General features: G+C 38.1%; 22 protein-coding genes and 1 pseudogene. 9 read left to right on the top strand and 14 right to left on the bottom strand.

What is annotated here, in order from left to right; genetic code table 11:
- Window positions 1–122: 122 nt before the first annotated feature.
- Window positions 123–494, top strand: a complete 372-nt coding sequence (locus tag KQI58_RS20485; protein WP_216410823.1) for a hypothetical protein — start codon at window positions 123–125, stop codon at window positions 492–494.
- 25 nt (window positions 495–519) lie between these two features.
- On the top strand, window positions 520–1,113 hold the full coding sequence (locus KQI58_RS20490) for a PadR family transcriptional regulator (RefSeq protein ID WP_216410804.1): 594 nt from the start codon (window positions 520–522) through the stop codon (window positions 1,111–1,113).
- Between the two features lie 415 nt (window positions 1,114–1,528).
- Here KQI58_RS20490 and KQI58_RS20495 read toward each other — a convergent pair whose 3' ends face one another.
- A complete protein-coding gene (locus KQI58_RS20495; RefSeq protein WP_216410805.1) occupies window positions 1,529–1,993 on the bottom strand; it encodes a VOC family protein in 465 nt (154 codons plus the stop codon).
- An 85-nt stretch (window positions 1,994–2,078) separates the two neighbouring features.
- Window positions 2,079–2,675: a DJ-1/PfpI family protein gene (locus KQI58_RS20500; protein ID WP_216410806.1), complete on the bottom strand. Its 597-nt coding sequence runs from the start codon at window positions 2,673–2,675 to the stop codon at window positions 2,079–2,081.
- Window positions 2,676–3,016: 341 nt separating this feature from the next.
- Between KQI58_RS20500 and KQI58_RS20505 the strand changes: the two genes are divergently transcribed.
- Window positions 3,017–3,433, top strand: a complete 417-nt coding sequence (locus KQI58_RS20505; RefSeq protein WP_216410807.1) for an Lrp/AsnC family transcriptional regulator — start codon at window positions 3,017–3,019, stop codon at window positions 3,431–3,433.
- A 43-nt stretch (window positions 3,434–3,476) separates the two neighbouring features.
- Here KQI58_RS20505 and rsgA read toward each other — a convergent pair whose 3' ends face one another.
- The 6 genes from rsgA to KQI58_RS20535 all read right to left on the bottom strand — a co-directional run bounded on the left by rsgA (window position 3,477) and on the right by KQI58_RS20535 (window position 9,087).
- The gene (rsgA, locus tag KQI58_RS20510) at window positions 3,477–4,817 is read right to left on the bottom strand and encodes a ribosome small subunit-dependent GTPase A (RefSeq protein ID WP_216410808.1); all 1,341 of its coding nucleotides are present in this window, start codon (window positions 4,815–4,817) and stop codon (window positions 3,477–3,479) included.
- Between the two features lie 408 nt (window positions 4,818–5,225).
- Window positions 5,226–5,552 (bottom strand): carboxymuconolactone decarboxylase family protein, encoded by a 327-nt coding sequence (locus KQI58_RS20515; protein WP_216410809.1) that lies wholly within the window; start codon window positions 5,550–5,552, stop codon window positions 5,226–5,228.
- A gap of 110 nt (window positions 5,553–5,662) precedes the next feature.
- Entirely contained in the window at window positions 5,663–6,043 is a 381-nt protein-coding gene (locus KQI58_RS20520) for a VOC family protein (RefSeq protein ID WP_216410810.1), read from the bottom strand.
- 28 nt (window positions 6,044–6,071) lie between these two features.
- Window positions 6,072–7,019, bottom strand: a complete 948-nt coding sequence (locus KQI58_RS20525; RefSeq protein WP_216410811.1) for a LacI family DNA-binding transcriptional regulator — start codon at window positions 7,017–7,019, stop codon at window positions 6,072–6,074.
- Between the two features lie 112 nt (window positions 7,020–7,131).
- Window positions 7,132–7,800 carry an MmcQ/YjbR family DNA-binding protein gene (locus tag KQI58_RS20530; protein WP_216410812.1) on the bottom strand — a complete coding sequence of 223 codons (669 nt, stop codon included), beginning with the start codon at window positions 7,798–7,800 and terminating at the stop codon, window positions 7,132–7,134.
- Between the two features lie 213 nt (window positions 7,801–8,013).
- Window positions 8,014–9,087 carry a hypothetical protein gene (locus tag KQI58_RS20535; RefSeq protein WP_216410813.1) on the bottom strand — a complete coding sequence of 358 codons (1,074 nt, stop codon included), beginning with the start codon at window positions 9,085–9,087 and terminating at the stop codon, window positions 8,014–8,016.
- 502 nt (window positions 9,088–9,589) lie between these two features.
- Here KQI58_RS20535 and KQI58_RS20540 point away from each other — a divergent pair.
- The 3 genes from KQI58_RS20540 to KQI58_RS20550 all read left to right on the top strand — a co-directional run bounded on the left by KQI58_RS20540 (window position 9,590) and on the right by KQI58_RS20550 (window position 13,837).
- Entirely contained in the window at window positions 9,590–10,093 is a 504-nt protein-coding gene (locus tag KQI58_RS20540) for an NADH-quinone oxidoreductase subunit NuoE family protein (protein ID WP_216410814.1), read from the top strand.
- A 105-nt stretch (window positions 10,094–10,198) separates the two neighbouring features.
- Window positions 10,199–12,076: an NADH-quinone oxidoreductase subunit NuoF gene (gene nuoF / locus KQI58_RS20545; RefSeq protein WP_301282216.1), complete on the top strand. Its 1,878-nt coding sequence runs from the start codon at window positions 10,199–10,201 to the stop codon at window positions 12,074–12,076.
- 12 nt (window positions 12,077–12,088) lie between these two features.
- The gene (locus KQI58_RS20550; RefSeq protein WP_216410815.1) at window positions 12,089–13,837 is read left to right on the top strand and encodes an NADH-dependent [FeFe] hydrogenase, group A6; all 1,749 of its coding nucleotides are present in this window, start codon (window positions 12,089–12,091) and stop codon (window positions 13,835–13,837) included.
- Between the two features lie 49 nt (window positions 13,838–13,886).
- Here the strand turns inward: KQI58_RS20550 and KQI58_RS20555 are convergent, their stop codons facing one another.
- Together KQI58_RS20555 and KQI58_RS20560 are read right to left on the bottom strand one after the other, a co-directional pair.
- Window positions 13,887–14,591 (bottom strand): helix-turn-helix domain-containing protein, encoded by a 705-nt coding sequence (locus tag KQI58_RS20555; RefSeq protein WP_216410816.1) that lies wholly within the window; start codon window positions 14,589–14,591, stop codon window positions 13,887–13,889.
- A gap of 370 nt (window positions 14,592–14,961) precedes the next feature.
- Complete coding sequence (locus tag KQI58_RS20560; protein WP_216410817.1) at window positions 14,962–16,509, bottom strand: helix-turn-helix domain-containing protein; 1,548 nt, start codon at window positions 16,507–16,509, stop codon at window positions 14,962–14,964.
- Window positions 16,510–16,918: 409 nt separating this feature from the next.
- Here KQI58_RS20560 and KQI58_RS20565 point away from each other — a divergent pair, with 409 nt between their 5' ends.
- The gene (locus tag KQI58_RS20565) at window positions 16,919–18,454 is read left to right on the top strand and encodes a helix-turn-helix domain-containing protein (protein ID WP_216410818.1); all 1,536 of its coding nucleotides are present in this window, start codon (window positions 16,919–16,921) and stop codon (window positions 18,452–18,454) included.
- A 104-nt stretch (window positions 18,455–18,558) separates the two neighbouring features.
- Here the strand turns inward: KQI58_RS20565 and KQI58_RS20570 are convergent, their stop codons facing one another.
- Both KQI58_RS20570 and KQI58_RS20575 read right to left on the bottom strand, forming a co-directional pair.
- Window positions 18,559–19,104: an ECF transporter S component gene (locus tag KQI58_RS20570; protein ID WP_216410819.1), complete on the bottom strand. Its 546-nt coding sequence runs from the start codon at window positions 19,102–19,104 to the stop codon at window positions 18,559–18,561.
- A 228-nt stretch (window positions 19,105–19,332) separates the two neighbouring features.
- Window positions 19,333–20,205 carry an SDR family oxidoreductase gene (locus KQI58_RS20575; RefSeq protein WP_216410820.1) on the bottom strand — a complete coding sequence of 291 codons (873 nt, stop codon included), beginning with the start codon at window positions 20,203–20,205 and terminating at the stop codon, window positions 19,333–19,335.
- Window positions 20,206–20,388: 183 nt separating this feature from the next.
- Here KQI58_RS20575 and KQI58_RS20580 point away from each other — a divergent pair, with 183 nt between their 5' ends.
- Entirely contained in the window at window positions 20,389–20,946 is a 558-nt protein-coding gene (locus KQI58_RS20580; protein WP_216410821.1) for a TetR/AcrR family transcriptional regulator, read from the top strand.
- Between the two features lie 70 nt (window positions 20,947–21,016).
- Here KQI58_RS20580 and KQI58_RS22875 read toward each other — a convergent pair.
- Window positions 21,017–21,169 (bottom strand): annotated as a pseudogene (locus KQI58_RS22875) (sugar kinase); the annotation flags it as partial.
- An 85-nt stretch (window positions 21,170–21,254) separates the two neighbouring features.
- Between KQI58_RS22875 and KQI58_RS20585 the strand changes: the two are divergent.
- Window positions 21,255–21,854, top strand: a complete 600-nt coding sequence (locus KQI58_RS20585) for a DUF1349 domain-containing protein (RefSeq protein ID WP_216410822.1) — start codon at window positions 21,255–21,257, stop codon at window positions 21,852–21,854.
- Window positions 21,855–21,932: 78 nt separating this feature from the next.
- Here KQI58_RS20585 and KQI58_RS22880 read toward each other — a convergent pair whose 3' ends face one another.
- Window positions 21,933–22,880: a peptidoglycan amidohydrolase family protein gene (locus tag KQI58_RS22880; protein ID WP_253296062.1), complete on the bottom strand. Its 948-nt coding sequence runs from the start codon at window positions 22,878–22,880 to the stop codon at window positions 21,933–21,935.
- Window positions 22,881–23,154 lie beyond the last annotated feature (274 nt).

Consider the following 23,154-nt stretch of genomic DNA (forward strand, 5'->3'; position numbering starts at 1 on the left):
TGTAGTATACCAGGGACCTGCAAGGAGAGCGTAACACGAAAAATAAAGAGAGAAAGGTTCTTTGAGGATTTTCATCATCTCATTGGTGCCTTTCGTAGGAAGGCGGATTTATAAAAATGGAAATTTTTTCAATTATTGGGGCGATAATTTTTGGTATGATGGCAATCTTGACGCTATTAGTGACGATAGGACTACCTTTGGGGGAGTTTACAATGGGCGGAAAACATAAAGTTCTTCCGATTGCGATGCGTTTTGCCAGCGGAAGTGCATTTGTTTTTCAACTGATCGCTATCGTTTGTGTTTTATATGTTGGTGAAATTATTTCGTTGAATATTCCCTTTTCAGTTGCTAGAGGTATTTGTATTTTCTTTGGCTTTTATTTATTGTTAAATACGGGGATGAATTTGATGTCCTTTAGTAAAAAAGAAAAATACGTAATGACGCCATTAGCACTGATCGGATCTATCTGTTTTTTCATTACAGCATTTTTATAAAAGAAGTTTTCTGAGGAGTGAGAAGTTGGATATCATCATTTTAGGTTTTTTAATGATTCAAGGATCAACGATTTATGAGCTGCGACAATCGATTAAAAATTCTCTTTCAACGGTCAGCAGTGACAGTACCGGCAGTATTCAAGCGGCTTTGAAGAAGTTGCTGAATAAACAGATGATTACCTTTAAGGAACAGGTTGAAGGCGGCTTAAATAAAAAGGTGTATTTCATTACAGATTTGGGTAAGGAGCATTTTCAACAATCAATCGCTCAGCCGATGCTTTACAAAGAAAAAAATATGGAATTAAGCAAATTTTTCTTTATGGGTTTTACAGACAAAGACAAAAGATCAGAAATGTTAGCAGATTATATTCAGGTCTTAGAGAACGAACTAGCCTCGCTAGAACAAATCAATGCAGCAATCGGACTTCGCTATTCTTTTGATGAAGCCGTTCTACAAAGCTTAAAAGAGCGCGGCGGTGCCGTTGAATACATGGACTTAGAACACGTGAAGGACATTGCTCATTTCCAATATGCGACGTTGGACCTTGGAATTGAGAAAGCAAAATTTGAGATCGAATGGTTTAAGAAGTTTAGAGAACGATTATCTCTCATAAAATAGCTCAAACCCCAAAAAGAAGTATTTTCACACGCGCTCCTTTTTGGGGTTTAACTAACAACTAACCATTGGCTTTGATACTTTGTATTTAGCGATTATCTGTCCTCATGCGGTTCTAGTCTTATCTAATAGAACTTGCTTACCACAACTTTTTATCACTTGAAAGCAATGCACACATCTATTTCCATGTTCATTGCGATTTGGAGACTTCTAAATACAATAGAAAAATACTTGCCAATCCTTTTGAGCAGCGCATTGGCTTCAAATCAAGCTCTTCATTTTTTTGCATCCCAACCACCTCTGTCATTTGTACATCCATCGTATGCCAAACAATCATAATAGCAAAGTGACGTTAAATTTCTCTAGACGAGGTTCCTTTCAGTAAGAGATCTGAGAGAATGATCACACTGATACAACTTTATTTCAACATCCGCTCAACCATTTTTGTCGACAGAAAAGTTTTTTCGGAAAGTTGTTCAACCGTCAAACCAGTGGCATGCAGGCGTTTCATCATGACCTTCATCTCTTCGCCAATCTCAACAACGTGCTTATCTGGATCATACAGTCGTACGACTCTTTGCCCCCAAGGCATTTCCAGATCTTCACCAACACGTTCCACTTCTAATTCCGTGATTTTTTCTAGAAAACCGTCAAAATCTTCTTCTTCGAAATACATCTCGGCATCATTTCCATGATAACGGAAAAAATCAGTTTCACACTTCGTAAACCTCGCCCATGAGCTTTCCGTTTGCAAGGCTAATCCACCAGTTAAGGTAACGTTTTCTCCTAAATCAGCAATTACGCGGATACCGATTACTTCAGTGTAAAATTTTTTAGCTTTTTCCATATCCTTTACCACTAACATTGGTCCTTTAAATTTCATTTTGATCCTCCTATCAAGTTACTTCATCATTTTATCATGAAGCTTTTTTACAGTACTCGCTAAATGTGCCCGATTATGAGAGGATTTAATGAGTCGCAGTAAAACCCATCCTTCTCTTGACCTCTACTGTGTTCTCTTCACTCGTCAAAATCTCCAGTAGACGAAAAGCGACATCTAAGGCGGTTTCCGGGGACGAAGAAGTAATAATATTCCGGTCTTCTACGATCCGTTCTTCTGATTTTACGAGTACCCCATATTCTCTCATTTGATCTTGTCGGGGATTATTTTTGAAGCGATAGGTTGTTCCAAAACGATTTGTCAAAACGCCGCTTTTAGCAACTGCCAATCCAGCGACACAGATAGCCGCAATTGGTTTATTTGCTTGATTGAAATGCTGAATAATCGATAAGAACTTCTCGCTGTATGCATCTTCATAAAAGTTGGCCTGCTCAAAACCACCTGGAATCGCCAATGCATCGAAGGTGTTCAAATCGACTTCCGCTAATTGCCGCATCGGAATGCAGGAATACCCCCAAGTACAAGACAAAACAGGATGCAATCCAACAGAAACAAGTTCCGTATTCTGATCACCCTCATAGAGATTCCAGCCAAACACATCAGTAAAAACACTCGCTTCATAAGACTCAAAACCATCGGCTAATAATAAAAGAACTTTTTTCATTTGATTTCCTCCATATTCGTTTTAAAGTAATCCTTCTTTCAGAAAAAAAAGATTCGATTGTCTATTTCATTCAACTAAAGGGCCCATCGACTAGTAATAAGCTAGCTCATTAGTAAGTCTGACATAAAATTCCAGAAGTTTCTCGTACATATTTCTTTCTCCAACCTTGCTAAGTTAAGAAAAAGAATTTCCAGAATTAAACCGACATCCTTTTCGTTTCATTTTATGATAAAGTAGAATTACTTTAAGCGACAGTCAACTTGCAAAGTATTTCAGGTTATCCGCCTTACTTAAAAAAGAATTATGCTGATTTGGCTTAGCATTTGAAAGGGAGATTCATAATGGATGAAACAGACAAAAAAATAATAAATCTTTTAAAGGAAAATGCTCGGGCACCATATAGTGAAATCGCTCAGCAGGTCGCTCTTAGTGCGCCTGCTGTAAAAGAACGAATCACAAAAATGGAGGATCTAGGTATTATCGAGAAATACACCATCAACATCGATTATCAGAAGATGGGAAAAAGTATTACAGCCTTCATTCTGTTTGAAACGGTAAATTGTCAAGCCTTCCGCGAATTTTGTGCGCAGCAAAAAATGGTATTAAAATACTACCGCATTGCTGGGCATTACAGCTATCTCGTAAAAGTGGTTGCTGAAAACATGGAACATTTGGAAGGATTCATCGATGAGACCATGCGTTTCGGGGTTCCTTCCACACATATTGTTTTTTCTTCTGCCGCCAATGATTTCATTTAAATCGCAAAAACATCGCTCAGAAAATATTCTCTGAGCGATGTTTTTATCCTAATCTAAACGGCGGATGCTTCATTGCTTTTTCTGCTAACTCAATCAACCGTTGCTGATTATCATCTGCGGCAACGCGATTCGTTTTTAGTGTTCCGCAGGCTTGACAGCGATGAACAAGTGACCATTCACCATCTGCCTTTGACCAGATGCTAATTGGTTCCATTTGCCCACGGCATATAGAAGAGCGATCACCCGGCCGATTATCAACATGAAGACTCACCAAACAATGTGGACAATGATTTCGATGTTGGCTTCCAGCGCTTTCTGGATTTGCTGGCATCCCGCATCTCTGGCAAATGAAACTCTCGTTACACGCGGTATGTTGATAGTCTTTTTTGATTTGTCGGACAAACTTGCTGATATTCTTTTGCCAAGTTTCTTTTTCCCGTAAATAGGCTGTTTTATCACTGGTGTACTTTGCCTCTGCATGGAGCTTGCGATAGTTTTCCCAGCGTTCTAATGATAGTTCATTGCTTCGTAAGGCTTCTTTGATAGCACAACCAGGTTCACTTTGATGTCGGCAATCCTTGAATCGACAATTTCCAAAATAACCTTCGATATCTGCAAAACTTTCCTCTAACCCACGGTCAACACTCCACATGCCGACTTCGCGCATACCGGGAGTATCAATTATCTTCGCGCCATTGGCTAATTCAAATAATTGACGATGACTCGTGGTGTGTCGGCCGCGTCCGTCCTCTTTGCGAATCTCCTGGGTTTTCATTGCTTTTCTGCCCAATAAATAATTAATTAAAGTAGACTTTCCAACACCTGATGATCCTACTAATACCGCTGTTTTATCCGGTAAAAGATAGTGATTTAACTCTGTGATGCCTTCACCAGTCTTCACACTAATTGCTTGAACTTCAGTTCCTAATGCAATCTCTCTGGCAGCTTTGACGTAATCTAAGTAGTTATCCATTTGATCAGCCTTTGTCAGCAGGACAATCGGTATTCCGCCAGACTGCCAAGCAAGTGTCAGATAACGCTCCAGACGTCGGAGATTAAAATCGTCATTCAACGATTGTAAAATAAAAACATAATCAAAATTCGCCGCTATCATTTGTTCTTTTCCTTTAAAGGAATCTAAGCGGGATAATACCGTAGTTCTCGGCAATGTCTTTAAGATAAGACTTTGATCTTTCCCTCGCCAATCAACGACAACACGATCTCCTGTCGTTGGGTATTTCTCTTGTTTATTGTCATAGCCGCCGCGCTTTACTCTGGCTAGCCCCTGTCCTTTTTCACAGGTAAATTCAAATAAATCTTTATAAACAGCTGTAATTTGAGCAATTGTTTCAGCTGGTTGATTTCCAATAATTGTCGTCTTCATCGTTTTGTTTTTCTCCTATTGTTAATCTCTCTCTCCTTTTCAATGAAACGTTTATTTCCGATAGCATACACCATTCTCCTTCTTATCAATTTTTTATTCAGAGATATCTGCCTCGAAAATAAATGTCCCACCTATAAAAATTCTGCAAAATACACTTACAGATTTTTTCAGAAAAACAAAAAAGACGATAGTCATACTATCGTCAGAGAATACAAACATACGATTCATTCGACAGATATCACTTCTACAAGCACGCCAAATAAACCTGAGTTTATTTGACTATTCAGCTTATTGATTAGATACCTGTGACACTCACAAAACATGCTCCATTCATTTATAGGTGTGTAATTTATTTTCATCACCAGTATAGCAAACCCCATGAAGACAAATCAATAGAATACTTATTGATTATTCATACGTCAATTCATCTAGCAGCTTCAAAACCTTCCGAGCAAAAGGGTACAGAACGGAGCCGCCTCCGATTACAGTCATTTTAACAACCTCCATCACTTCATCCCGTGTCACATCCGCTTTTTGACATTCCTCCAGATGATAGAGAATACATTCTTCACATCTCGACATGATTGAAATCGTTAATCCGATCAATTCCTTTTGGCGTTTGTCCAATACATTTGCTTGATAGGTCTCGTTGTCCAATTCAGAGAATTTCTTGAAAAAATCATCCTCTTCACCCAACCGTTTATTATAGATTTTTCGATCCTTACTTTGCTCCATCCAAACACTCCTTGTCAGTTATTATATGTTCAATCATACAGAAATAAAAAATTTTTTCAAAAAAAGCAGCAATCGTTTTGATTGCTGCAAAAAACTATACTACTTCTCAATTAATCCGTCGTCAATTCAATCAGATTTCCTTCCGGGTCTTGAATCACTGCTTCATAGTATCCGTCCCCAGTTGTTCTTGGACCATTTAATAACGGAAAGCCATCGGCTAAAAATCTTTCAACATAACTATCAACATCTTCTTTTGATCCTACGGAAATCGCCAAATGAGTATAGCCTAGACTATCAGCCACTCGATTCGACAAATGTTGTTTTGAAGTGAGCTCTAAGCGACTACCTGAATCAAAACTGAGAAAGTATGAGCGAAACCCTGTCTTTTTATTGTGGTAAAGCTCTGTACTGCTGGTATTAAAATAGTTTTCGTAAAATTCCTTCATCTTCTCTAAGTCCTTTGTCCAAATTGCTACATGTTCAATATGCATGTTCATTTTTCCTTTCTTGATTCAACATTTATCTTTTAATAAAGCGCGGCTCCTTCGCCACGTTTACCATTCCCTGATCCGATAAAATATAATTGATGACTTCCGCGCCAATTTCTTGAGGAAGAAAGTCGATCGTTGAAAAATTCAAGAGCTGACTATACGGTTGATTTCCTTCGCCAACCACTTGAAAATCCTTTTTATGGATAAAACCGAGTTCCTGCAAGCCGTTAATAATTCCGGCAGCAGTATCATCGGCATTCGCATAAATCACCTCTGGAATTGCTAATTCTTTAAAGGTTTCCTTTGCCCAATAATAACCACTCTCGTACCCTTCAATTCCAGTGAAGAAATTTTGACCTTCAATCACCTCACCAAAATAGTTTTGATAGCAAGCGGCTTTATCTTGAGCACTGGTGCTTTCAGAAAGACCACGTTTATTTGTAAAAATAACTTTAGAAAAGCCCTGTTTTTTTAACTTGCTGAACAATTCCTCATAGGCTTTCTTTCGATCCGGAAAGATCATCGGAATTTTAGGATTGGTGACTTTTTCGGTTGAAACGATCCGCCCTTTTGACTTAAGCTTCGTCCAATTATCCAAATTACTCGCTCTAGATGTCAAAATAAGTCCATCAATCATCCGTTTTTCCAGCAATGAATAGTACTCACTCTCGGTTTTTTCATCATAGTAGGTAGGTAAGAGCAGGACCTGATAGCCCTTTTCTCGCGCGTGAAACAGCAGACTATTGACCAAACGATCGTAGCAGGAGTTATTGTAAGGAAGAGTTACCCCTAATGTATAGTTTTTTCCCATACTCAATTTCACTGCGTTGCCATTAACCACATAACCAGTTTCCTCAATCGCCGCCTGAACTTTATCACGGATATCTTCAGAAACATATTGATGGTTATTGATGACTCTTGATACTGTTGTTTTAGAGACTCCCGTCATCTCAGCAATATCACGAATATTTACCAAAACTACCACCTCCTTTTATACTACTATAGGTTATGGGACGCGTCCCATGTCAATAGGTAAATTTATGGATAGAAAAACAGTAGCCGTCTCGCAACTACTGTCTTCTTTCATTTTACTTCACAGCAAGCTGATAGCTTTCATCGATTAGTGTTTTGATTTCTTTAAAAGGCACCGTTCCGTCCAAACAGATTGTTAACCAGTATTTTTTATTCATGTGATAGCCTGGAAAATAGTTTTTCTCCTTTACAAGTGCTGCGACCTTTTCTGGTTGATTTCTTAAATCTAGAATTTCGATCTGCTCATCTGATGGCAAACCAAGTTTATTTCTCTGAACCGTTAATAATACTGCATACCATTTTTTTGTCTCTTTTCTTCTGAAAATGGCATTACCCGGAGTTTTAGGCCAGAGAAATTCCAATTCATCTTGATATGTATCGCGGATATAATTGATGACTTCTTTTGCTGACTCATTTTTGAAAGAATCTGTTTCAAAGCATTTATCGGCAATATCTTGCAGGATTGATTGATACTCCGACCTGACTACACCCACAAAGGAACCAGCCGCTGAGGTTCGGTGCAGTATGTACTCTTCCTCACTGGCAAGTTCCAGCAGTTTTGTCTCTACTTGCCCTTCCTTTGAAATGGTCACATTCAATTGAAACTCCCCCTGCATGATTTTCGTATCATAGGAATAAACTCCCACATTTTCTTTAAAACCGTAAGCCTGTAATTTTCTACTATTCACTTTTTTCCCTTGAAAAAATAAATCTTCCTGACTCATGATAGGTCTTCTCCCGTCGCTGTTTTTTCTATTATATAGGATTTCTTTCAGCCTAGGTAAAAATGAGCGGATTACTCCATTGCTGGAAATGATTCTTTATATCGGCGGACTGAAAAAAGACAGACTTCCTCCTGAAAGCTGATTCATGATCATAGACTTATTGATAGAAAAAACAGTTTCCATGCCAAATAAACTCCTTAACAATAGTTTTAATTATTTTCCTTTACTAAACCTTTTCAGCATATTTCGCAAGTTTTTACTAACCCTCTTCTTTGTTGGAGTCGCTTGCTCGAGTTCTGAGGAGCCTTCTGTATCCTCAGCGGATGCTTCGACCGCCGCTAAAGCTGGTTCTAGCTCTTTTTCCGATAGGTTCTGTGAACTTTCCAAATGATGCTCGGGTACTACCTGTGAGTCTATCGGAATCATGCTGACTTCACCAGTCTCTGGATCAGTATATTCAGCAGTCAAATCCGATCCCGGCGGTATCGTTGCTTTGGCTAACTCCTCCAAAGATGCAGGACTTAGCTCTCTTGGATCAAAGTCTGCAGGCAGACTTGTCTGAGCCATCTGCTGCGCTTTTACTTGTGTCGTTTTAGCCTTGGAGTATTGGACAGATTCCTCCTGTTCTTTTTTTGCAGTTCCTTTTTTAGTTTTTACCTTTTTTGGTGTTGTTTTTTGCTCAACTAGTTCTTCCTCTTCACTAATAACCCGCTTGGATTTGAATAACTGAGCAAAGCGACGCACACCATTTGTTTCAAAAATAGACAGTAATGTTAAGATCTCAAGTATTGGTTCAAATTCTTCTTTCTTTTTTGAGGGATCAGCATCCCGCAGAGTCCATTTATGCTTCTTCCCATTTTCGTCTTCAAAAATCGTTTCAATTGTCACCTTTTGGTTTTCCGGAAGCGTTATTTGAGAAGTTGATTTATTTAAATGTTTGCTAAATTCACGCGCTTGTTTAGTCTGCTGATAATACGTATTTTTATTTTTGAATAGGCGAAGGATAACTTGACGCCATTCCTTCTCTGAAAAATATGAAACAAAAAACGGCAAAAACTTTCGCATCGCGTCATTCGGATCAGCTGTAAGAAATACCTCACGAATCTGTTCCTTTAGGAAAAATGAATAGTCGCCAAGTACCAATGCATTTCTTACGAGAACTGCAACAACACATTCTAATAACGCAGCGATATCGTGAAACTCCTCGAATTGCTTAAGTGCTTTGGCTTCCAAGTTTTTTCTCATTACTCCGAAGATTTGCCGTTGGCTTAGTCTTTGTTCAATCATTTGATTCCCTACTTTCCATTTTAATAAAGCGCTTTTATATTTAAGTTCTAAAGTAATAGTTCTTATGAAATAAGCATAGCGCTAACTTTTCTAGAAAGCCAACCTATAATTTTTATTTTTTTGTAATAATTTTGCAAACAGAAACATTACTATCCTTACGATACAAATAGGTTCTATATTCTTTTTTAAAAGAACAATCTAAAGGAGATATCCCATCAATTTGTAAGTATTTAAAAGGAATCGACCAATATTACGCTATTTTAGAATAACGAAATACCCTTTTAAATCTATTCTCATTTATCTCTCTTAACAGACCGTTTTTTATAGGTCAAATTCAATTATTAAGCCCGAGAACAGTTATCATTCTCATTTGTATGATTAATCACAAACTCGACCCCATTTTTGATATACTTAACTTATATATATTAGCTTTGCATAATAAACAATGTTGTCAGTATTCAGAGAATTTGGTTGAGCGTAGGAAAGGAGGATACAGAATTATATGAGTACAGAAGTAGCGTTTGAGTTTATTGAAACCGAAAGTCAATACCAAGAGTTCCAGAATTGCATAGAAGAGTTGAAGGGGCAGCGCGGCGCACAGATGCCTGCTTTGCAGGAGGCTCAGAGAATCTATGGTTATTTGCCTATCGAGATTTTGAAAAGGCTTTCTAAAGAATTGGAGATTCCCATGGAAGAGCTTTACAGCACCGCAACCTTTTATGCCCAATTTACCTTTGTACCCAAAGGAGAATATACGATCAGCGTATGTATGGGGACCGCCTGTTATGTAAAGGGAGCTGGGGACATCTTAGACTCGTATTCATCTGAATTGAAGATTGAACCTGGCGAAACAACTGCGGATCGCAAATTTACTTTAGAGTCTTGCCGTTGTATTGGCGCCTGTGGGTTAGCCCCTGTATTAACAGTTAATGAAGAAGTCTATGGTCGCTTATCTAAGAAAAAAGCCGATAAAGTGCTCGTCACCTATCAAAAAGAGAACAACTGATTATTGATCCTCCCTCTCCAAAAATTTACTACATATCAATAGCAGAATAGATTTTTGGAAAAATTGTTTTTGTCATACAAAACTTCAAGAGTCAGGAGAAAAAATATGAAAGATTGGAATGAGTTAAAAGAACTTCGAAATACTTATCGTCAGACGATCACGATGCGTTTAGATGATGCAGTCACAGAAGAGCAGCAATATGAAAAAGAGATCCTTGTATGTGCTGGAACCGGCTGTATCTCATCTAAAAGCGGCGAATTTGTCGATGCTCTTAAAGATGAGTTAGCAAAGAATGAGTTGACGAACAAGGTAAATATCGTAAAAACAGGATGTTTTGGTTTATGTGCTCAAGGTCCGATTGTTATTATTTATCCAGAAGCAGTTTTCTATCATCAAGTCCAACCAAAACACGCAAAAAAAATTGTTTCAGATCATTTAATCAAAGGAAAATTAGTCGAGAAATTACTCTATCATGACTCCGACACCAAGGAGATCATCAACAAATTAATGGACACTCCCTTCTATCACAAACAAAAACGAGTGGCTCTGCGAAATTGTGGACGGATTAACCCAGAAAAAATCGAAGAATATTTCGCCTTCGACGGTTATCAAGCGTTAGCAACCGTTGTAAACGAATATTCTCGTGATGATGTCTTAAGTCTCTTAGAAACCTCAGGCTTACGTGGCCGCGGCGGCGCTGGCTTCCCTACCTTCATGAAATGGTCTTTTGCTAAAGCCAGCCAATCGGAGCAAAAATACGTTATCTGTAACGCCGATGAAGGTGACCCAGGTGCCTTTATGGACCGTTCCGTACTGGAAGGTGATCCTCATGCTGTTATCGAGGCTATGGCCATCGCGGGTTATACCATTGGGGCTAATCAGGGCTATATCTATGTCCGGGCAGAGTATCCGATTGCGGTAAATCGTTTGCGTATTGCAATCAAACAAGCACGTGAGAACGGCCTTTTAGGCAAACACATTTTTGGTAGCGATTTCTCTTTTGATTTAGATTTGCGCTTAGGAGCCGGTGCCTTCGTTTGTGGGGAAGAAACCGCCCTACTTGAAAGTATTGAAGGCCATCGCGGTGAGCCTCGTCCACGTCCTCCTTTCCCTGCGGTCAAAGGACTGTTTGGAAAACCGACGATCGTTAATAATGTAGAAACGTTGGCAAATATTCCTCAAATCATTCTCAAAGGACCTGAATGGTTTGCTAGCTTTGGAACAGAAAAATCAAAAGGAACAAAAGTCTTTGCCCTTGGTGGAAAAATTCAGAACACCGGGTTAGTAGAAATTCCTATGGGTACCACTTTACGAGAAATCGTTGAAGACATCGGTGGTGGGATTCCAAATGGCAAGAAATTCAAGGCGGCTCAAACAGGCGGCCCTTCAGGCGGCTGTATTCCATCAGAGCATTATGATGTACCGATTGATTATGAAAACCTGAAGAAAATCGGTTCAATGATGGGCTCAGGCGGTTTGATCGTCATGGATGAAGACAACTGTATGGTGGACATCGCCAAATTCTTCTTAGAATTTACCGTTGAAGAAAGCTGCGGGAAATGTGTGCCATGTCGTGTTGGAACAAAGCGTCTCTTAGAAATCCTAGAAAAGATTACAATGGGTAACGCAACGCTAGACGATTTGGATCGGATGGAAGAGCTCTGTCACCATATCCAAGAGAATTCGCTTTGCGGCCTAGGACAGACAGCACCGAATCCTGTGCTCTCCACCCTGCGCTATTTTAGAGAAGAATACGAAGCCCATGTCCTAGAACGTCGTTGTCCATCTGGCGTATGTAAAAACTTGATCCAATACCGGATTTTGCCAGATAAGTGTACCGGTTGCAGAGCCTGTGCTAAAGGTTGTCCAGTAAGTGCTATCAGTGGTGAAGTAAAACAAGTCCACGAAATTGATCAGTCGATCTGTACGAAATGTGGCTTATGTATTGATACTTGTCGCTACGATGCGATCACAGTCATATAGGAGGTGGAGCAAGTGAAAGAAGTTATGATTACCATCAACGGAAAAATCTGTACTGCTCCAGAAGGATCGACCATTCTCGAAGCAGCACGAGTAAATAATATCGAAATACCTACCTTATGCTTTTTAAAAGAAATCAACGAAATTGGTGCCTGCCGCATGTGTGTGGTAGAAGTCAAAGGCGCCCGTAGCTTGGTAACAGCCTGTGTCTACCCGATTTCTGAAGGCATGGATATCAAGACGAACTCGAAAAAAGTCTTTGAATCAAGAAAAACGACCTTGGAGCTGATCCTTTCGACTCACGAACGGAAATGTCTCTCTTGTATCCGCAGCGGAAACTGCGAGCTGCAAAAGCTTTGTAAAGAGTTCAATGTCGCCGACGAAGATTACTTCAACGGTGAAAACTGCGAATACGAATTTGACGACAGCGCCGTGCACATGGTCCGGAACAATAATAAATGTATCCTTTGCCGCCGGTGTGTCGCCGCATGTTCGAAATGGCAAGCTGTAGGCGTCATCGGACCAAATAATCGTGGCTTTGAAACCCATATCGGCAGTGCCTATGAACAAAATCTGAGTGAAGTTCCATGTATTTCCTGTGGACAATGTATCGTTGTTTGTCCGACAGGGGCGATCCATGAAAAAGATCAGACCCAAGAAGTTTGGGATGCCTTGGAAGATCCAACCAAACACGTGATCGTTCAGACCGCTCCTTCCATTCGTGTGACTTTAGGCGAAGCCTTCAATATGCCAATCGGCAGTAACGTTGAAGGAAAGATGGTCGCTGCTCTACGCCAAATCGGCTTTGATAGAGTCTTTGATACCAACGTGGCCGCTGACTTTACGATCATGGAAGAAGCGAATGAATTCTTAGAACGAGTAGGAAATAATGGTCCGTTCCCAATGTTCACCTCTTGTTCACCGGGTTGGGTCAAATATTGTGAGCACTATCATCCAGAATTAATTCCTAACCTGTCAACTTGTAAATCACCGCAGCAAATGTTCGGTGCACTTGCAAAAACTTGGTATGCGGAAAAAGAAGGCATCGATCCAAAAGACATCTTTGTAGTGGGAATCATGCCTTGTACCGCGAAAAAATTCGAGGTCACTCGTGAAGACGAAGCCGCGGCGGGCTATTCCGACTGTGATGTTGCGTTGACTACTCGCGAATTAGCTCGAATGATCGATAAAGCTGGTGTTCGTTTCGTGGAACTAGAAGACGAAGCCTTCGATAATCCACTAGATGAAGCTACAGGAGCTGGATACATCTTCGGGGCTACCGGTGGTGTTATGGAGGCAGCCTTAAGAACTGCAGCTGAAACATTAGCCGGTCATTCGCTGGAGCAAGTAGAGTTTGTAGAGGTTCGAGGGATGTCAGGTATCAAAGAAGCCACCTACGAAATGAGTGGCGCAACCATCAATGTCGCGGTCGCATCAGGAATCGGCAATGCAAAGAAATTGCTGGAGCAGATTCAATCCGGTGAAAAATTCTACCATTTTGTTGAGATCATGGGCTGTCCTGGTGGTTGTATCAACGGTGGTGGTCAACCGGTTCAGCCTGCATCAGTTCGTAATTTCGTTGACCTAAAAACCAAGCGAGCAGCTGCGCTATATGCTGAAGATAAAGGCAAAGGATTGCGTAAATCAAACGAAAGCCCAATCGTTCAAAAAATCTATCAAGAGTTCTTGGAAAAACCGGGCAGTCTTAAAGCGCACCATATTCTTCATACCAGCTATCGTGACCGTACAAAGGTTAAAGTTTAAGCACACACTAAGACTATCATCGTAAATTTGATGATAGTCTTTTTTTTAGCTAGTTTAAAATCTTTATTTCGGTTGTTATTTGCCTATAGAAGCTATCACTTAACCGATAGCCCTGGCCCCAGACTGTAAGGATCGATTCCCCTTCGATTCCTTGATCACTCAGTTTTTTTCTTAATAATTTCACTAGGCTAGACAACTGGGATAAGTTAGAGGCATTGCCTGGGCGCTCCCAAAGCAATTCGCACAACTTTTCTCGAGAAATAATTTGATCATGTTCTCGATAAAGAATTTGTAAAAATCGAAGCTGCGTTGAATTTAGTGCTAAACTACTCAAAGATCGTTTTTTTTCATTTTCTTCTTCAACGAAGCACTGCTTATCCTTTGATGAATCAATGTAACCATCCAGCATTTCTCTTATTTCCTCTAACAACATATCCTCTACGAGCCACTCACTAATCCCTCTTTCAGCCCAAAGCTGTTGTTCTTTTTTGGTTGGTACCCTTTCTGCCTTTCTAAAAATAGGTAACGATTGCTCCTGAAAACTTTCCAATAAAAAAAGAACTTCTTGATTCGTTAACGTTTCACTCAAAATGATCACTCTGAAGAAATCAGTTAACGAAGCAATGGTCTCTCTTTTTAAATGAAGATTTAAAAATTGATCAGAAAGAAAAACCTCGTGTCCTAATTGTCTAAAAGCATCTTCTAAAGAACGTTCCCGTTCGATACATTTTGTTATAAATAATATTTGTCCCATCGTTTTTCTCCTTTAATTGTGATTCAGCTAGCTTCGTCTCTTCTCTTGAATAAAATGTTGAAAAAGAAGAAAATATCATTTATCTTCTAGCCATTTTGCTTTGCTTGTTCATTAACTAGAGAAAGTCATCAATTAATTTTTCCATTATTTCTAGCAAATAAATAACCATATTTATATATAGCATATAGAAACAGACGTATGTTTTATGTTTTTTCTAATCATTCAAACTAAAGCAAAGAAGGCTGTCCTTAAAACAAATGTTAAATGAGAGAATCTAAAAAGAGTGTCTCTATGAACACTCTGATAGGCTCATTTCCACGGTAATACTTGATTTTATAAATTCAAACTAAAATTGTTGTGCCTAAGAGCCTCAATTTTTTTCATGTCCAAGTTCTTTTTTCATTTCTCGGTACTTTTCATCTGCAATCTTTGTCAGTGTCTCTTGAAGTCGTTCATTATCTCTCGGAGAATACGCCTCATTCAAATAAAGAATCGGAATCTTTCTTGGCAAAAAGGATTTTGTATGATTCGACAAAGCGATGTCCGTAAGAATTAAATCTACTTCTCTGCAAAGAGAATCAGCTATCTCAATGTAAAAATAGTTTCCAATTGTCTGCAGCTTCGTACTTATTAACATCTCCGGTGTTCGATTACTAAGAATAAAAATAAGAATTTTAGGGTGAAACAATTGTCGATCCAGTTCAAAGAATAAAATTTTATAATAAGCAACACAAAAATACTCAATGTACTCAGCTTCAAACGTGTTCAAATTTCTACTACACTTACTCATAAAAATTTGATAGAAAGTTCGTTCTCGCTCTTTATTTGCTGGAAAATCAAATGGATGATGAACATAAAGATCAATCAGCCGTTGATGCAAAGCCTTTTGGTAAATTAGAATCTGGTAAAACACACCCACTAATCGAGCAAATAATTTCTCATGTTCTTCATCCGTCATTTTGCGGAGTGCAAATTTTTCAATCATATGTACTTTTTCATTTATCATATGTAGGAAATTTATTTTTTGTAGCTCCAGAGAGTCATTAAAGAAATCAGGAAGGCTACCCTGATGATGCCCAAGATCGCTAGCAATGATGCAGCTAATTATGAATTTGACCTCTCGTTTTAAAATAGTTGGATGAATCATGGCCATCTTCTTTTTTAACAATGAAAACAAATGCTCATACATTCTCTTTTCCTGAATACTAATGGGCTTCCAGTAATAAATATTATCGGGAATCGATCGTTTATTGGCTCTCAATAGTGAAATCGCTAACCCATAATGAATACTTACAAATCTTGAAGAAAATTTTCGGTATATTCCAACGTTTAAACTCTCCAATAAATTTATTATTTCGTGAGTGCTGATAAAAGCAAACGGCCATTTGTAGCCTCCGTAAACTTGTTGAAAAATTCCTGTATAAAACAAACGAATCGTTACTTCATCTCCTAAAAGAGTTAGCTTGCGATCTATTTTTAAATGAAGATTATTGGCATTTATACTAATAAATCGTTTCAAGTAGATGAGTTCTTTTTTGACCATTGTATAGGTTGTATTTATTTTTTTCGTTATTTCAGAAATTGTCCATTCCTTTGGCTCTAAAAATAATGAAAATAGCTGGAAACGATAAGAATTTTCTAAATAATAAAGACGAAAAATTGTTGAAGGGAAATTTTTCTTCACATTCCACACTACTTTGTTTTGTTCAGGCAAGTCGATCAATTCAACATAATCACTATAGCCCAACTCAATAATGTCCATCCTTATATCAGTAATGATTTTCTTTACAGTAGGATAAGAAACCTGTGACAACTTCACCAATTCCATTAGTTCAATTGAATGGTTTTGATTGATATGTAAATAATCGAGTAATAAAAAACGTTTTAAATAACGAGTGTCCATTAACTCAAGAATCATTTCCAATCACCCCCTTCGAACTAGAAATTCATTCTTATCATATTCTACAAAAGATAGCGTTACTATTAATTACATTCTTTTCTTAATATTAGAAAAATTAATTAAATTTTTGGATAAAACGACTTTTTTTAAAAGAAATTAAACTTTAGTAATAAAGAATTTTATATCTATCACCTTATTTTTAAATTCTCATTGAGTTTAGGTTACAAGATTTCTTTTCTGTGATGTGTTCAATTTTTCTTGATATGTATTAAAAAAAGAACACTTGCGATAATTGTTGTTACTTATTAGTATTATTAAAATTATTTTTACAAATAAAATCTTCAGCCTATTTCCAAACTGAATTTCTATCACTTATAAGTGTTATATGATACTCTTCAAATAAATAGGACGATAGAAGGGAAATAAAATGGATTTTTTAGTCGATAAGCTTGATAAAAAGAAGCTGCTTTTCATTCAAACAATCTTTGATTCTGATTATCATATCTGTACTTTGGACAAACTGTTGCAATCAGTAACTATCAATAATCAAACTGCTATTTCTATTTACCATTCGATTTTAGAGGATATCCGCCTTTCAGATAGTTCTAGTTTTATTGATTTGAGCTATTCTAAATCAAATCAGTTATTCAAATTACAGCTTTCTGAATCCTTTACCATTCAAAATTTTATTAACTTTTATATCAAGCGATCTGCCAAATTCAAATTGATTCAATCGCTATTAATGACCTCTTTTGATACCCTGCAAGAAACGGCTGATAGCCTACACGTTTCTTATTCTCAAGTCCGCAGGATTATTACAGAATTGAATGAGTACTTCAAACCAATAGGTTTAAGGATTCATTCACGACCAAAAGTTCATCTCGATGGGAATGAAGTCAGCCTGAGATTTTTCTATACCGCTTTATATCTTACGACTTATGGTGTGGGGTACTGGCCTTTTCTATCCTTCAGTTATTTAGACCTATCCGCACTTTTAGATAACTGCCCCGATGAAGTTTACAAAACTAGATCACTAGATAAAAATGTACTAACCCATTATTATTTTGCCATTCACCTTTTAAGAGAACGTCAGGGCTTTAGTATTGATAAAGAAACCCTCTCAATCTCGCTCTACAAACCATTTTCACTTTCTAATAAAGAAGCCTTCAGTATCTTTGCTGCCTCCATTGGCAAATATCTGCCTTATCATTCAGAGGATAAGCTATATGATGAGGCACAGCTGATTTGTAGCAGCCTGCTTGCGATTGGCAGTTTTTCTTCTGTTGATACTGCTCCTGATTTTTTTCTTTTAGATGAACAGCTTAGTGACCAAAAATTTGCTCACAAAGCATTCCATATCATGGATCGAATAAATTATCATCTGTCTATTCCGTTAACTCAAAAAGAACGAAACAAGATACTATACTCCGTACTGTGCTTGCATTATCGAGTTGCTTTTATTGGTGCGCCACTGAAATATATTCAAACTCTGCTTCCATATTATTCACATGAAGCGATTGATTCACGAAAAAAATATAAGATTAAACACATTCAATCTCTCGTTGAAGCTGAAATGAAATCAATCGAATATGATTTTGATGGGGATTTTGATGACTATCTTCTTTCTCAATATTGCTTGATCTATGATAAAAATATTGAATTTGGAAAACATACTGCACCAATTACAGTCGCCTTCCTTTCAATTATGTCAAACCAAGTATTGCAAAACGATGTGTGTCAATACTTTTCATCCTATTTTAACTTGAAGGTAGCCAGCAGTCTCGATGACAGTGTTGATATCATCATTAGTGAGATTCCTATCTCCGTTGATACGATCTCGGCTTTACGTTTGCGACAACCGATCGTTTATTGTCACCAAAAACTGGTTCAATCTGACTACGAAAAAATCACTGAAGCTTTAGCAACGATTGCCAAGAAAAAATTTAAATCATCAAACTTCTGATCACCTCTAATGCGTTACTCAAAAAAATCCTCTCAGCTACAAAAAATCTAAAAAGATTTTATAGCTGAGAGGATTTTTTTAATTCTGTTTATCGAATGTAACCTTTAGCTTACTCTTTGACGACCTAACGCTTTAGAAAGGACGGGAACCACTAAAATAGATAATGCGCCGCCGATCAATGCAGTAATCAGCTGTGGAAATGAAAAGGCTCCAGAAACCATCGCTGCTTTAGGTGCCGGCATTTTTAATAAGATTGGAACAACAAATTGAACGACCGAAAAATATAGTACTCCAAACTTCGCAAGCGCACCGATCACCGTTGCTAAAGCAAAATTCGTGACACCCTGCTTTTTATTGAAGCCAGGAATAAAATGCCAAATAGTCACTAAAACGGCATTTCCGAGCGCTACACAAAATACAATTTGTGGGAATGCTGGACCAATACCAAACATGAATGCAAAAATTGGCGATAACAAAGCAATCGATAATCCACTAGCCAATCCGCCAGTAGTTACAGCGACAATCAAAATCAAATTAACTAAAGAGCCTGTCACTAACGTATTGCCTAATCCCGATGTTACTGCCTGTACAACAATTAATAATGCCAATAAAACGCCTGTTTGTGTTACCCATAGTGCTTTTCGATTCATATCTTCGGAACCCTATTTGTTTATTCGTTCACAAATAGTTATCCTTCACTTCCCTTCTCATTTCAATTTAAGTTCCTATTGTTTGAAGACGAGTAAAACAAATAATCATTATTTCTCTATAGAATTATTGTACCAGATTTAGGGAGTGAATTAAAAAGACATTTAAACCGCTTTCTATTTTTATTTTTTAGAAAACGGTTAAAGTCTTTTCTTCTATGAATCGCTTAATTATACTGTCCGAATAACATCATCTGCATCTGTTGAATAAGCCAACTCTTTTTGAGCATCAAGCGCTTCTAGCTTCTCCAGTAGGCTAGCCCGAATCTTCTGATAAGCATCGCTACCCAACGCCATTCGAAGAAGTCCCTCGCCTTGGTCAGCACGTCGAACAATTTGCTCAGCCATTTTATCTGGATCACCAACGACCATCTTTTTCAGTTTTTCCATATCCAAGTTAGGAATATTTCCTTTCATCATGCTTATTGTTTTTCCAGCTTCAGTATTTTGATAGGCATCGATCTGATTTCCAAATACAGCTTTACCAGCCGCAAAATCTGTTCGAATTCCGCCTGGTTCCACGATTGTTGTCTTAATACCAAACGGTTCTACTTCTTTTGCTAAAGCTTCAAAGGCAGCTTCTACTGCCCATTTAGAAGAGCTGTACAAGCCCATCGCTGGAACTGAATATTGCCCCGCCATACTAGAAATTTGAATAATCTGTCCTCGACCTTGTTTGCGTAAAAACGGCAGAGCAGCCCGAGCCACACGTAGCGAACCAAAAACATTTGTTGTGAATAATTGTTCGATTTGATCATCACTGACTTCCTCAACCGCTCCATATAGACCGTACGCAGCATTGTTTAGGACTACATCGATTGTCCCTAGCTCTTTAAACGCTCGTTCAACAGTTTTACCAATTTGCTGTACGTTAGTTAAATCTAACTGTGCTTGCCATAATTGTGAGCCATATTGCTTTTGCAGATCATCCAGCACCCCTTCTTTACGAACCGTTGCAGCGACACGATCACCTCTTTCTAATAATTTCTGAGTGATCCGTGATGCTAAGCCACCTGAAGCTCCTGTAATAAACCATGTTTGCATTTGTAAATTCCTCCAATCGTCTTTTTTGCAAAATCTTTTGAAATGAACTATTTGGAGAATTATTTAGATAGTTCAACTTCATAAGATGTTGCATTTGTAACCTCTTATGAAGTACAGTATAGTTATTAGACGTCGTAATGCAAGAGCTTAAGCGCCTGCTGTTACAGAATGGAGTAATTTGTTATGCCTAATAAATACAATCTAGAACAAAATCACCTAACGAAAGAAAGTATTCTTGAAGCACTCATTCTACTGATGAAGAAAAAAGACTTCAAAAATATTTCCGTAACTGAAGTAACGAAAAAAGCAGGTGTCTCGCGCATGGCTTTTTATCGGAATTATCAGATAATGGAAGATGTCATAATTGATCATTTGGAAAATATGTTTAACGATTATCTAACCCTTTTGATGCAACAGAAAATCAGCAACTATGAGATGACTCGCTTATACTTTTACTATTTTAGACAACACCAATTATTTATAGCCACCTTACTTCAAGCAAGATTGACACATTTAATTCTTGAACAATCGGTAGAATTTCTTGATGAATTCTCTAAACTCTTAATCTGTGAAATAGATTGTTCTCCTGAGTTTGAACGATACAATATTCGATTCATTGCAGGCGGATTCTTCAATGTCCTGATGACTTGGTGTGAACACGGCATGGTCGAAAGCGATGAGCAAATGGCAGAACTTGTATGCGAGAGGTTATCTAATCATATAACAGAAATACAATTATAATTGAAAAAGAATGAGCGGCTTATTCGATTAGCCGTTCATTCTTTCTTTTGCATTATTTAACTGTATATTTTTACCGTATCAAGTCAATACCTGGATTTTCCAAAACTGTAAAAACTTGTTCTTTCGTGGTCAATGGCACATCTCCATGAATTGTATGCGCTAGGACAGCATTTATCGAAGCGAATTCAACCGTTTTAGACAAGCTCCACTTCGATCGATTACCGTTTTTTTATGATTAATCTTTCCATAGCTTACCGACCCACTTTTTGATACTCTATTGGTATGTCAATAATCAATGGAGGATAAAAATGAATTTACAGAATTTTAAATGGACTCGCTTTCCAGAGAGCTACGAAATATTCAATGATGGATTAGAAATCGTCACCAAACCACATACAGACCTCTGGCAGAATACGTATTATCATTTTCAAAATGATAACGCCCCAGTTTTTCAAATGGAAACAGATGAACAGTATTTTAGTTTTGTGGTAAAAACGGACTTTACCGAGAGTAAGCATCGGTTTGATCAATGTGGTATCGTCATGTATTTGGATAGTGAAAATTGGTTAAAAGGCTCCATCGAATATGAAAATGAAGAGTATCAGCACTTGGGAAGTGTCGTCACAAATCATGGTTTTTCTGACTGGGCAACAACCGAAATCGATGCCTCAATTAAATCTATGTGGTACCGTCTAAGTAGACGCGAAGACGATTACTGCATTGAGTGCTCAACTGACGGCAAAACATTTCAACAAATGCGAATCTGCCACATGTTCAATGGGAATGAAAACATCCGCTTTGGTATTTATGCCTGCTCTCCCGAATCTTCCTCTTTCAAAGCGATTTTTACTGATATGCAGTTGCTGGATTGTCAATGGCCGGCACATGATGGGCAACAGCCGGATTAGTTTAGATTTAGGCTGAGACTTTGTTGATAGCAAAGAGAAAAGATCGCTTCAATAGCGATCTTTTCCTGAAATATTGGATTAATATTTGAAGGCTTTTACAGCAAACGCATTTGCACCTGTTTGTTTCACTCGAGCCTCGATTTCATTCCGAACAATTGGCGTATCCACATCATTAAATCCCTCGCCCTTTACTCGAACATCCCAAGTACCATAGGCATTAGAATACCCATATGTTTGATCAGACAATAAAATGTCCTTTAGGAAATTACGTAAGTGAGGTACCATTTGATCGGCCTGAGCTTTTGTCAGATTTCGACACTCAATATAAGATATTGTTTTATCTCCATTAACAATCGCAATATTCTGTTGCATATAACCTGGTTGATACGTACGCAATTCTTGTTGTGTACGAGCAGTGGCCTCATTTAATTTTTTATTCGTTGGATTACAAGTGATCACCATTGTGTAACGCCCATCATTTTGTTTTCTCGCTTTAACTTGATCACGCAACAAAGTCCAGCAATATTTCGTTTGAATCCAGGCAACCATCGTTTTGGCCTGATCATAAGAGATATTATCAATTGCGATCCCATTCTTAGTTCCAGGATTAACGGTTCCTCCTTTTAGACGATAACAAAAAGTTGGAGGTCCACCCATCCATCCCGAAGCAGCAGTTTCACCGATCCCATTTAATGGATAGGTACAATGAATGATTTGACTGTTACTTAAGAAAACACCAGTATGTCCGTTAGCTCCCCCGCTGGCACCTTTCGTACCTGAAACAAAGATATCCCCACGTTTGGCTTCACTACGAGTGATTGGCTGTAACAAACTTCCTTCTAACTTATACAAACTTTCTGTATTCCCAATAGATGTTCCGCCAGCTAAAAATCCAGCTTCAATCAAAGCGAAATATACTGCTGAGCTACAATCGTAACTATTCGGACCTAACCGATTAGTCATCGAATAAGTTACTCGTCCTTGTCGTGCTCTAAACCAATTAATTACTGCTTCTGTACTTGCCATCATTTTTCCTCTTTTCATTTAATTATTAGAAGTGGCCTCTTCTGACTATTATATTACGCGAACATACGTTCTGGATGTTGCCAAAAAAAAGACATCCATTTTCTATGTCGAATATCTTGAAAATGACTAAGTCTAATGGTTTAGAAAACAGCATATAAGAAAACCTCAGGAGAAAACCGCTCCTGAGGACTTTTTGTTTAGATGAATCATTTTATTGTCGATCACTGATTCTAAATTCGTATCCAAGTACGTTCTTATAATATTCTGGATACAT

The organism is Enterococcus raffinosus (assembly GCF_018917525.1).
Classification (GTDB): Bacteria; Bacillota; Bacilli; order Lactobacillales; family Enterococcaceae; genus Enterococcus_A; species Enterococcus_A raffinosus_A.

Excerpts from the sequence above, each read along its gene's own strand:
- KQI58_RS20495 (WP_216410805.1), bottom strand. The coding sequence starts at position 1,993 with ATGAAATTTAAAGGACCAATGTTAGTGGTAAAGGATATGGAAAAAGCT.
- KQI58_RS20500 (WP_216410806.1), bottom strand. The coding sequence starts at position 2,675 with ATGAAAAAAGTTCTTTTATTATTAGCCGATGGTTTTGAGTCTTATGAA.
- KQI58_RS20505 (WP_216410807.1), top strand. The coding sequence starts at position 3,017 with ATGGATGAAACAGACAAAAAAATAATAAATCTTTTAAAGGAAAATGCT.
- rsgA (WP_216410808.1), bottom strand. The coding sequence starts at position 4,817 with ATGAAGACGACAATTATTGGAAATCAACCAGCTGAAACAATTGCTCAA.
- KQI58_RS20515 (WP_216410809.1), bottom strand. The coding sequence starts at position 5,552 with ATGGAGCAAAGTAAGGATCGAAAAATCTATAATAAACGGTTGGGTGAA.
- KQI58_RS20520 (WP_216410810.1), bottom strand. The coding sequence starts at position 6,043 with ATGCATATTGAACATGTAGCAATTTGGACAAAGGACTTAGAGAAGATG.
- KQI58_RS20530 (WP_216410812.1), bottom strand. The coding sequence starts at position 7,800 with ATGAGTCAGGAAGATTTATTTTTTCAAGGGAAAAAAGTGAATAGTAGA.
- KQI58_RS20535 (WP_216410813.1), bottom strand. The coding sequence starts at position 9,087 with ATGATTGAACAAAGACTAAGCCAACGGCAAATCTTCGGAGTAATGAGA.
- KQI58_RS20540 (WP_216410814.1), top strand. The coding sequence starts at position 9,590 with ATGAGTACAGAAGTAGCGTTTGAGTTTATTGAAACCGAAAGTCAATAC.
- nuoF (WP_301282216.1), top strand. The coding sequence starts at position 10,199 with ATGAAAGATTGGAATGAGTTAAAAGAACTTCGAAATACTTATCGTCAG.
- KQI58_RS20555 (WP_216410816.1), bottom strand. The coding sequence starts at position 14,591 with ATGGGACAAATATTATTTATAACAAAATGTATCGAACGGGAACGTTCT.
- KQI58_RS20560 (WP_216410817.1), bottom strand. The coding sequence starts at position 16,509 with ATGATTCTTGAGTTAATGGACACTCGTTATTTAAAACGTTTTTTATTA.
- KQI58_RS20565 (WP_216410818.1), top strand. The coding sequence starts at position 16,919 with ATGGATTTTTTAGTCGATAAGCTTGATAAAAAGAAGCTGCTTTTCATT.
- KQI58_RS20570 (WP_216410819.1), bottom strand. The coding sequence starts at position 19,104 with ATGAATCGAAAAGCACTATGGGTAACACAAACAGGCGTTTTATTGGCA.
- KQI58_RS20575 (WP_216410820.1), bottom strand. The coding sequence starts at position 20,205 with ATGCAAACATGGTTTATTACAGGAGCTTCAGGTGGCTTAGCATCACGG.
- KQI58_RS20580 (WP_216410821.1), top strand. The coding sequence starts at position 20,389 with ATGCCTAATAAATACAATCTAGAACAAAATCACCTAACGAAAGAAAGT.
- KQI58_RS20585 (WP_216410822.1), top strand. The coding sequence starts at position 21,255 with ATGAATTTACAGAATTTTAAATGGACTCGCTTTCCAGAGAGCTACGAA.
- KQI58_RS22880 (WP_253296062.1), bottom strand. The coding sequence starts at position 22,880 with ATGGCAAGTACAGAAGCAGTAATTAATTGGTTTAGAGCACGACAAGGA.